This window comes from Nostoc sp., from assembly GCF_036917275.1.
In the GTDB taxonomy this organism is placed as follows: Bacteria; Cyanobacteriota; Cyanobacteriia; order Cyanobacteriales; family Nostocaceae; genus Nostoc.
Genome location: NZ_JBALDF010000036.1, coordinates 47,095 through 56,263 on the forward strand (window position 1 = coordinate 47,095; position 9,169 = coordinate 56,263).

8 protein-coding genes are annotated in these 9,169 nt (G+C 39.0%); 6 read left to right on the forward strand and 2 right to left on the reverse strand.

The window, feature by feature from the left end; genetic code table 11:
* The first annotated feature begins 263 nt into the window (after positions 1-263).
* The 5 genes from V7K35_RS14640 (at position 264) to V7K35_RS14660 (ending at position 6,624) form a co-directional block, all read left to right on the forward strand.
* Positions 264-1,025 (forward strand): HesA/MoeB/ThiF family protein, encoded by a 762-nt coding sequence (locus V7K35_RS14640; protein ID WP_335080017.1) that lies wholly within the window; start codon positions 264-266, stop codon positions 1,023-1,025.
* Positions 1,026-1,116: 91 nt separating this feature from the next.
* Complete coding sequence (locus tag V7K35_RS14645; RefSeq protein WP_335080018.1) at positions 1,117-2,085, forward strand: helix-turn-helix transcriptional regulator; 969 nt, start codon at positions 1,117-1,119, stop codon at positions 2,083-2,085.
* Between the two features lie 204 nt (positions 2,086-2,289).
* On the forward strand, positions 2,290-4,926 hold the full coding sequence (locus V7K35_RS14650; RefSeq protein WP_335080019.1) for a TonB-dependent siderophore receptor: 2,637 nt from the start codon (positions 2,290-2,292) through the stop codon (positions 4,924-4,926).
* Positions 4,926-5,936, forward strand: coding sequence for an iron-siderophore ABC transporter substrate-binding protein (locus tag V7K35_RS14655; protein WP_335080020.1), 1,011 nt, complete (start codon positions 4,926-4,928; stop codon positions 5,934-5,936). Before V7K35_RS14650 ends, V7K35_RS14655 begins: the two co-directional genes overlap by 1 nt.
* A gap of 28 nt (positions 5,937-5,964) precedes the next feature.
* Positions 5,965-6,624, forward strand: coding sequence for a hypothetical protein (locus tag V7K35_RS14660; protein WP_335080021.1), 660 nt, complete (start codon positions 5,965-5,967; stop codon positions 6,622-6,624).
* A 218-nt stretch (positions 6,625-6,842) separates the two neighbouring features.
* On the opposite strand, the gene V7K35_RS14665 is transcribed toward V7K35_RS14660, so the two are convergent.
* Positions 6,843-7,052 carry a TOBE domain-containing protein gene (locus V7K35_RS14665; protein WP_335080022.1) on the reverse strand — a complete coding sequence of 70 codons (210 nt, stop codon included), beginning with the start codon at positions 7,050-7,052 and terminating at the stop codon, positions 6,843-6,845.
* A gap of 618 nt (positions 7,053-7,670) precedes the next feature.
* Here V7K35_RS14665 and V7K35_RS14670 point away from each other — a divergent pair.
* Entirely contained in the window at positions 7,671-7,865 is a 195-nt protein-coding gene (locus tag V7K35_RS14670; protein WP_335080023.1) for a hypothetical protein, read from the forward strand.
* 665 nt (positions 7,866-8,530) lie between these two features.
* Here V7K35_RS14670 and V7K35_RS14675 read toward each other — a convergent pair.
* A partial coding sequence (locus tag V7K35_RS14675; RefSeq protein WP_335080024.1) for a CAAD domain-containing protein occupies positions 8,531-9,169 on the reverse strand: 639 nt, incomplete at its 5' end.

Here is a 9,169-nt window from a genome sequence, read left to right on the forward strand (position 1 = left end):
ATCAAAGACAATCGCCTGCCCCGTCCCAACACTGTTTAATAGCTTTAAAAGCTGTAGCGCATATCCTGCATAGCTTAGAGCTTTTCTTAGTGCCATTCAGCTCAGTGACCATCATAGACATCGCTATATTTGCACATAGCTCCCTTAATAGTGCCTGGAATAAATACCAACTTTACAGGTATTAAATTAGAAAAGTGTATAGACAACTACAATACTTGATACCAACTAAGTGATAAATTTTACGACTGATAAAGAGGTAAAAAGTGATGAACTTAACGCCCAGTGAGTTAGAACGCTATCACCGCCAAATGATGCTTCCCAATTTTGGAGAAGCAGCACAAAAGCGCTTGAAGTTTGCAACGGTTTTAGTTACAGGTGTAGGGGGATTGGGCGGTACATCAGCACTTTATTTGGCAGTAGCAGGTGTTGGGCGGCTAATTCTAGTTCGGGGTGGTGACTTACGGCTAGATGATATGAATCGTCAGGTTCTGATGACAAATGATTGGGTAGGTAAGCCAAGAGTATTCAAAGCCAGAGAAACACTGCAAGCTATTAATCCTGATATTCGGGTGGAAGCAGTTCATGATTACGTTACAAAAGAGAATGTAGATTCTTTAGTGCAATCTGCTGATATAGCTGTTGATTGCGCCCACAATTTCACAGAGCGGAACTTGCTCAATGAGGCTTGCGTGCGCTGGCAAAAACCAATGGTGGAAGCTGCGATGGATGGAATGGAAGCTTACCTGACGACGATTATTCCTGGCGTCACTCCTTGTCTATCATGCTTATTTCCAGAAAAGCCGGATTGGGATCAACGTGGGTTCGCGGTTCTCGGTGCTGTTTCTGGGACACTAGCTTGTCTTAGTGCATTAGAGGTAATAAAGCTGATTACTAAGTTTAGTCAACCCCTATTGTCACAACTGCTGACAATTGACTTGATGCGAATGGAATTTGCCAAACGACATTCTTATCGCGATCCTTCATGTCTAGTGTGTGGTAGTAGTTCTTGTTCGGAAAATTCGTAAACAACATCTTTATAAACAACTGAATCTACTCGATGAGCCAAGTCTCTGTTATTTTGACTCTTTAAATACTTCATAATAGCCTCCCATTACAATGACATTAATACTCTCGCAAGCTGATTACTTAAAACTACTATACCAAGCAGAAATAATTCAGAATAATGATATTTCGGAGAGTTTGGACATCACCAGAAAGTATCAATTTGGGGAAGGGTATTGGCGACAGATTCAGCTACGAGATGGCATATCTTTAGACATTTCCAAATATCAGCAGCCCAAATCATTAATTTTAAAATGTCATGAGCGAAAACACCCATTAGAATTTCGATTCTCGGTTTTGCTAGAGAGCGAATTTAAAGACCTTGAGTTCAAGACTGGAGAATACTTTTTGAGTGGTAGTGGGATGGCATCTGAGTGTGATGTATTCGAGGCTAAATCACAGCGAATAGTAGAAGTAGCTGTTCACATACATCCAAATGCATTTCGCTACTTTACAGAAAATACGTCTGGTAAACTTCCCAGAGAATTAGAACATCTTATTAGACATTGGGATCAACCGACTTATGAACGCTATGGAACTCAAACTCCTGCAATGCAAATAGCAGTGCAGCAAATTCTTCAATGTCCCTACCAAGGCTTTACTAAACAAATTTATCTTGAAGGTAAGATTTGGGAATTAGTTGCAATGGTAGTTGATCAAGAAGTACAAATCAAGCAAGGTTGCTTGCAGATTAATCCACTCAAACCATCAAATATTGACTGCATCTATGATGTTAGGGAAATTTTGTTGAAACATTTAGACAACCCACCCTCTCTTATCGAACTAGCACGACAAGTTGGTTTAAATGATTGCACAATGAAGCAAGGCTTTAAGCAGGTTTTTGGGACTACGGTATTTGGCTATCTGCACCACTGCCGGATGGAACTAGCCTATAAGCTGCTTATTGAAGGAAATATGAAAGTCACAGAAGTTGCACAGACAGTAGGCTATGCTAGCCTACCTTCATTTAGTAATGCTTTTCGTAAGAAGTTTGGGGTAACTCCTAAGTCCTGCCAGAAATAAAAATTCCGGATGGAATAAAAAAATTCCGGCTCGAATAAGACGCAAATATTTAAAAGTTGTATATTTTTACAATAACTAGGTTGGTATAAACACATTTTTTTACCAATTTAATTAGTAACAGTACTTGGGAACTAAGAACTGAGAATAAAATTATACTTAATCACCAATTTCAAGACTTAGTACCCGTTGAGGAGTGGATGTCAAGTGTTCATTAAACTACAATATACTGCTGTTTGCTGGTTAATATCTATTGTTTCTCTAACTTTAGCCAATCCAGCATATTCTGAACAACCGTTAGCCAAAAAAACTTTAGTACCCTCAGGTGAAGTCTTCCAAGAAATTCAAACATTGAATCAGCTACAGCTTCCTAAAACTAATGCTTCATATTTATGGAGAGTACCCAGACAGAACAAATTTCTCGAAAGTCAAGCAACTACAGATGTAGTATTAGTTACGGATGTAAAGGTTAACTCTACTAATAAAGGGATAGAGTTAATTTTAGTCACAGCTAATTCTCTTAAATTACAAGTTTTACCGAAAATTGAGGGTAATTCCTATATTGCAGATATCCCTAACGCCAAGTTGCAACTAAGAAGTGGGGATTTTAAACAATCAAAGCCAGTAGCCGGAATTGCATTAATTACAGTTGCAAATTTAGATGCGAACACATTGCGAGTAACGGTGACTGGGGAAATGAGTGCGCCTGCGGTGGAGTTGTTTGATAGTACAAAAGAAGGTTTAGTTTTTGGAGTGACCCCTAGTACTTCTAGTGCTCAACAGCCAACAACAACGCCAGGACAAAAACCATCTACAACAGAGCCAGAAAAGCCCATTGAGTTAAATGTGACTGCTCCACCAGATACAAATTATCGGGTACCAGATGCCACTACTGCAACGAAAACAGATACGCCATTACGTGATGTTCCTGCTTCGGTTCAGGTGATTCCTCAACAAGTTATCGAAGAGCAACAACCGCGTAACTTAATTGGAATACTCTCAAATGCTGGCGTCGTCCAAAATAATTTTTCATCTCGAATTGCAGACACTTTTTCTATTCGAGGTTTTAGAGCCAGAAACGTTTATAGAAACGGTGTCAAAGACCGCTTTGCAGATGTTGCTGCTTTATCAAGTTCGCTGACAAATATAGATAGAGTAGAAGTTGTTAGAGGGCCAAACTCTGTAATTTATGGTCAAGTCAATCCAGGTGGGATCATTAATATAGTTACTAAAAAGCCTTTGAGTCAACCTTACTATGCCTTAGAGGTAAGGCGTGGTGCTTATGAACTTTTTGAACCTTCACTTGACCTTTCTGGTCCTGTGACAAAAGATGGCAGTCTGTCGTATCGTTTAAACACTTCTTACAGAACCACAGAAGACTTTACTGATTTTTATAATGAAAAGCGTTTTTTCGTTTCGCCTGTTGTTAATTGGCGCATAGGGAAAAATACAAATCTAACTTTTGATTCCGAATATGAAGACATACAACAGTCACTAGGTACTGGTGATGATCAGATTGCTAGTGCAACTATACTTCCTAACCCAAATGGCAAAATCCCTATTAACCGTTATTTAGGGGAACCGACTGATTTGTTTAACCGCCACCTTAATAGATATAATTACAATCTAGAACATCACTTTAACGATAACTGGTCTATTAGTAATTCATTTCAAGCTGCATTTTTAACCATTGATTTACGTGAAACAGATGTTTCCAGTCTGCTGGAAGCAGACAACCGCACTATCGAAAGAACACAGATTACTTATTCAAAGCCAACAGAGTATGAAGCTTACACAATAGATACTCATGTTGTTGGTGATTTTAACACTGGTAGTATTAAACATAAACTTTTGGCGGGGTTTGACTTATTCAGACAAACCCGAAGCACTGGTATAATTAGAACAGCTGCGGCCCCTCTTGATGTCTTTAACCCAGTGTATGGTCAACCTTTAGGTGCCATTCTTGGAAGAGTTGATGTCTACTTTAGAGATGATGCTTTAGGCTTTTATCTTCAAGACCAAGTGACACTTGCCAATAACCTCAAACTGCTTGTGGGCGGACGTTATGACCTGGTAGAGAATGAGTTTGCTAATCGGATTGCTTCAACGGCGAGTGTCCAGTCTGATTCTGCCTTTAGTCCAAGGGTAGGCATAGTTTATCAACCCATAGCGCCTGTCTCACTCTACGCCAGCTATAGCCGCTCTTTTGAGCAGGTAACGGGTGCAGGTCGAGATGACAGCCTTTTTGAACCACAGCTGGGTACTCAGTATGAAGTGGGCGTTAAGACTGATTTATTCGATAACAAACTCTCAGCAACACTTGCTTTATATGATTTAACATTAACTAACATTTTGACTTCCGATCCTACCGATCCCGATTATAGTGTGCAAACAGGAGAACAAAGAAGTCGGGGAGTAGAACTGAGTGTCACCGGAGAGATTCTTCCCGGTTGGAATGTGATTGGCTTTTACGGTTATACAGACGCACGCGTTACCAAAGACAATGATATTCCAGTCGGGAATCGAGTAGAAGGAGTACCAGCTCATGTCGCTAGTTTGTGGACAACTTACACCTTTGCTACTGGCTCTCTCAAAGGTTTTGGGGGTGGAATTGGCTTTAACTACGTTGGAGATAATAAGCCAGATAGTTTGAATACATATACGATCCCAAGCTACTTTCTCACCAATGCAGCTCTGTACTATCGGAATAATAACTTTAGCATTGGACTCAATCTCAACAACATATTTAATGTTCGATATTATGAAGCAAGCTTTGACTATCTCCAAAGAATCATTCCTGGTCGTCCGTATACAGCAGAGTTGTCAGTGAAGTGGGAATTTTAATGAGAACAACTCATTGGTTAACCAAGTGTTTTGTCCTATCCCTGCCCCTTTCAGGATTGCTTGCTGTGGTAGTGTGGCTAAACGGTTGTTTCTTTTTTAATTACCCAAAAATTAGCCATGATAAGAGTGTTTCTTCTTTAAGTCAGGTTCGAGTAGTTCAACACTTTATGGGTAAGACAATAGTTCCTGCTCATCCTCAACGAGTTGTTGTACTTAGTGGTAGTTGTTTAGAAAATGCTTTGGCGTTGGGGATCAAACCTATAGCTGCCTCAAAGTCATTTGTCTCACAGTTGCAGCGATTAGTAGGCCCGCTATCAGGTATTGAAGATGTAGATTGGCTCTCTCCTAGTATCGAAAAAGTCTTGTTTCTCAAACCAGACCTAATTCTTGGTATGCATTTTCATCAAGATATTTATCCACTGTTATCACACATTGCACCCACTGTTTTGGCTCCTCCTGGAACCACTGGAGCTTGGAAAGAATCTTTTGCTTTCACAGCCAGGGTTCTCGGTAAAACTAAAATAGCCCAGCAGGTAATGGATAATTATTATGCACGTTTGACACAGTTTAAAGCAAAAATGGGCGATCGCCTGAATACAACTTTAGTCTCGGTTGCCGAATTGCGTACTGATGCACTTTGGCTATGGGCGAAGGCAAGTTTTCCAGGAGTTATTCTCAAAGATGCGGGTGTTGCACGTCCTTACTCTCAAACTTTGGATAGTCAAGCAACCCTAAATCTACGGGGTGGCCCTGCTGGGTACGCTTTATCAAATGAACTCCTGAGTGAGTTAGATGGGGATATTTTATTTCTAGTATCAGAAGACGTACTGGGCACAAGGGATTTACACCCAATGCTTGAGCAACTCAAAGCAGAACCGTTGTGGTCTAAGTTGAAAGTTGTCCAACAGGAAAAAGTTCATGAGGTAGGATTTTACTGGGTTCAGTTTGGCCCCCTTGCAGCCAATCGGATGATAGACGATTTGGAGCGATATTTAGTTAAACAACAATAAACTATTTGAAAGTTTTTTAAGAGGGACTATGTTGAATTTGAGTGCAATTAGTAATGCAACTATGCAGTCAATTCCTTATAAATGGATTGTGTTTGAAAACTTGCTTGACACTTTAGTACAATCTGAACTAGCAAATAGTTTTCCGACTACAAACTATAAAGAATATCATGCTAGAGACTTTGAGCCAGATGAATACCCGGAATATACATATGATGACTACAGGTTTTTTGCACGCTGCATTCTGGATGAAAGTAAGTACAAAGGTCTACAAGATATCAGCGATCTGAGTCTTAGTTGGCAAAAATTAATTGAACAACTTCTCACTCCTGATTATCGAGAGGGGATGGAGCATCTTACTAATTTGGATTTGAAAAACCATTCACTAACAATTTATTTAACACGACATGATTTAGGGTTCTGGAACCGTCCTCATACAGATATCCCGCGTAAACATGTAACTCAACTTTTCTATTTCAATGAAGGATGGAACCCAGAGTGGGGAGGGTATTTTCAAGTTCTTAAAGATAATCAGACTACTTCTGTAATTCAAGAAGTTCCACCATTGCCGCAATATTCAGTTGCTATTGTACGTTGCGATCGCTCTTGGCACATGGTTTCTCCTATTTCCTTGAATGCAACTCAACACCGTTTGCATCTACAGACTTGCTTTTGGCTACCAGAGTCTTAAACCATTTGATAATCAAATTATTAAGATTTCAAGAATCTCAGCAAATCTGAGCATTTTTATCTCACCAGAGACATAGAAGAGCGTTAAACACTCAGGGATTAGCAGATACCAGAGAGTCCTTTATTTTTGCAGTCTGCTACAACTTTTACCAAAATAGTTAGATAATTGTAGCGATCCACTTATAGAGCGATCGCTACAACTTATCTACTCATTTCGAGCTATTCTGTACCAATTATGACATCCGACGCTTTAATTACAGCGATCGCTTGTTTCCCCTCTTGAAGTTGGAGATGCTCTACTGACTCTTTGGTAATAATTGCAGTTATTTCCACCCCAGGCACAATTTCTAATATGACCTCAGAGTTGACTGCTCCTGGGTGAATTTCCTTAATAGTTCCTTTTAAGGAATTACGAGCGCTAACTTCCATACTTTAATACTCCTTAGTTATAAGATAATTCTGAACTAGGTTATAGTAACAATTATCAGATTGTTGGATTATCCTCATTTAGTGAGATGTTATCTTCTGCCTTACAGAAGAACTTAGATATCACACTGGTATTAGAAGATGCTGAAAAAGTTGATAGTGGAATAGTAAAATGGACAGTTAAAGCTTGGCAGAACATTCATTCAAAACTGTTTTTAGTAATGTGTCTACTTAACTATTTTGGTGCATTCTAATAATTATTGCTACATAAGCTAATTGTCATTCATTTTTCTAGAATGATTCACTCGTAGTAAGGGCTATACAAGTGATTGCCGCTGCCAACAATCATTTTCCACTCGCTGCAATTTTGATTCAGTTTATCCAAGATTTTAAACTTGTATTTTTTGCTTTGGATCTACAAATTTTTTATTGAGTACTAAACCCATAGCCTTTTGATAACTGTTAAACCAAATGGTGCTGCAACAGACAAATAATCTGGTAGCTCAACTACTTGCAAGCTCGGATCAATTTTTTGCGATGCGATCACGTCAGTAGATAAATTAAAAAAACGAAGATTAAAGAAACTCGATAAATGGTAATCTCAGCAGTCTTTGGCGACAAATGATAGAAGAACTGTGGACACCTACACCTGCTTACCGTCAAGCTTTAACACAGATGTCTGGGATGGAATTGAAAGACTGTGCAATGGTGATTGGGTTTCGTCGATATAATCTAGATCACTGTCATCGCCCTCATACTGATAAACCATCGAAAGCTTTGACTCATTTGCTATTTTCAATGAACAATGATCTATAGACTATCTTCTTGGATTTACTAATAGCTTGTTTCAAAAATGTTGAGAATGAGAAACTTATCAAGTACATTCTCCATTGTGAGTGACACTCGATGTATGGTGATTGCATAAATAGGATTGCTGGCAAATGTCTCGACTTCCTCAATATTAATGTTTAAATAGTCCTTGATTTGAGCATTTAAACTTTATGAATTATTCAACAGTATTTATGGCATATTTTATTATACGAATTTGTATTTTTGATTGAACGTATAATACCAACTTGCTTGGAAGAAATCAATTCAACTACGTAATTAAACGCTTACTTTATCAAAACTTTAAGTAAAAAGCTTTTTTATTTTGCACGACTTACACACATGACAAGACTTCATGAGTAACTACGACTGTGGTGTTTTTACGATGCCTACGGCGAGTGTACCCCTGAAAACCAGTTATGCAGAGCGTCTCGTAAACCCTGTAGCATACGCTTAGGGTGCAGCTTCTGTCTCCGACACGCTATTGGCGTTGGTAGAGAAGCGATCGCAATGTCTTCGACGGGCTACACTTACGCACATAGCTATTTGATCTCAAAATCAGAGCAACTTCTTGCATAGCTTGGGGATGTGTTTGTTTGCCTTGTGCCTTCTTTCACTATGAAAAAAAGCAAATGTGGAGGCATAACAGCTTATTAATCTTGTCCCTGGACAATTTCTTTTTGGAGAAAACTAATTTGTGCAGCTAATTCTTGCCGAGTAGAAGCTTTGAAGAGATATCGGAAAACAAACCAGATTAAGTAACCAATTCCAGTCAACTCAAAAACTAGATTTAACTGGGGAATATCATTTATTACATCTAATACAGCAAGAATTATCTTAACTGCAACAGTCACTGTAATAATTGTAGTAAAACAAATAATTGGCATCTGGTACTCAGTGGAAAAGCTACCTAAGTATTTAGGCAATTGCTCCAAAAAGGCAAAGAATTCACCTCCAATGTGCTGGCGTTGAGGTAATGGTTGATTATTAGGTATTAGCAATGGTTGAGTATCAACTTTTAAACTTTCAAGTACTGCGAAGTTTACCGCCGTAGGCATCGGTTCGGCAGATGTAATATCAATAGATTTGGATTGTTCTACTTCACTCTCCCCAAGTTTACTATTTTCTTCAGCGATAACAGTTTTCTTTTGGTCATCACGGATATCAATTTGAGCCAACTTCATCAAAGGAGAGTAAATGGCATTGTACATATCCCGTGCCATATTCACCGCACCTTCAAAGCCCATGTATGGACCATTGTGGTAGCCATGACCATTCACATAAGGCAAATG

Bases quoted from the DNA above. Each gene is read 5' to 3' on its own strand.
- V7K35_RS14665 (WP_335080022.1), bottom strand. From the start codon at position 7,052: ATGGAAGTTAGCGCTCGTAATTCCTTAAAAGGAACTATTAAGGAAATT.
- V7K35_RS14660 (WP_335080021.1), top strand. From the start codon at position 5,965: ATGTTGAATTTGAGTGCAATTAGTAATGCAACTATGCAGTCAATTCCT.
- V7K35_RS14655 (WP_335080020.1), top strand. From the start codon at position 4,926: ATGAGAACAACTCATTGGTTAACCAAGTGTTTTGTCCTATCCCTGCCC.
- V7K35_RS14670 (WP_335080023.1), top strand. From the start codon at position 7,671: ATGATAGAAGAACTGTGGACACCTACACCTGCTTACCGTCAAGCTTTA.
- V7K35_RS14645 (WP_335080018.1), top strand. From the start codon at position 1,117: ATGACATTAATACTCTCGCAAGCTGATTACTTAAAACTACTATACCAA.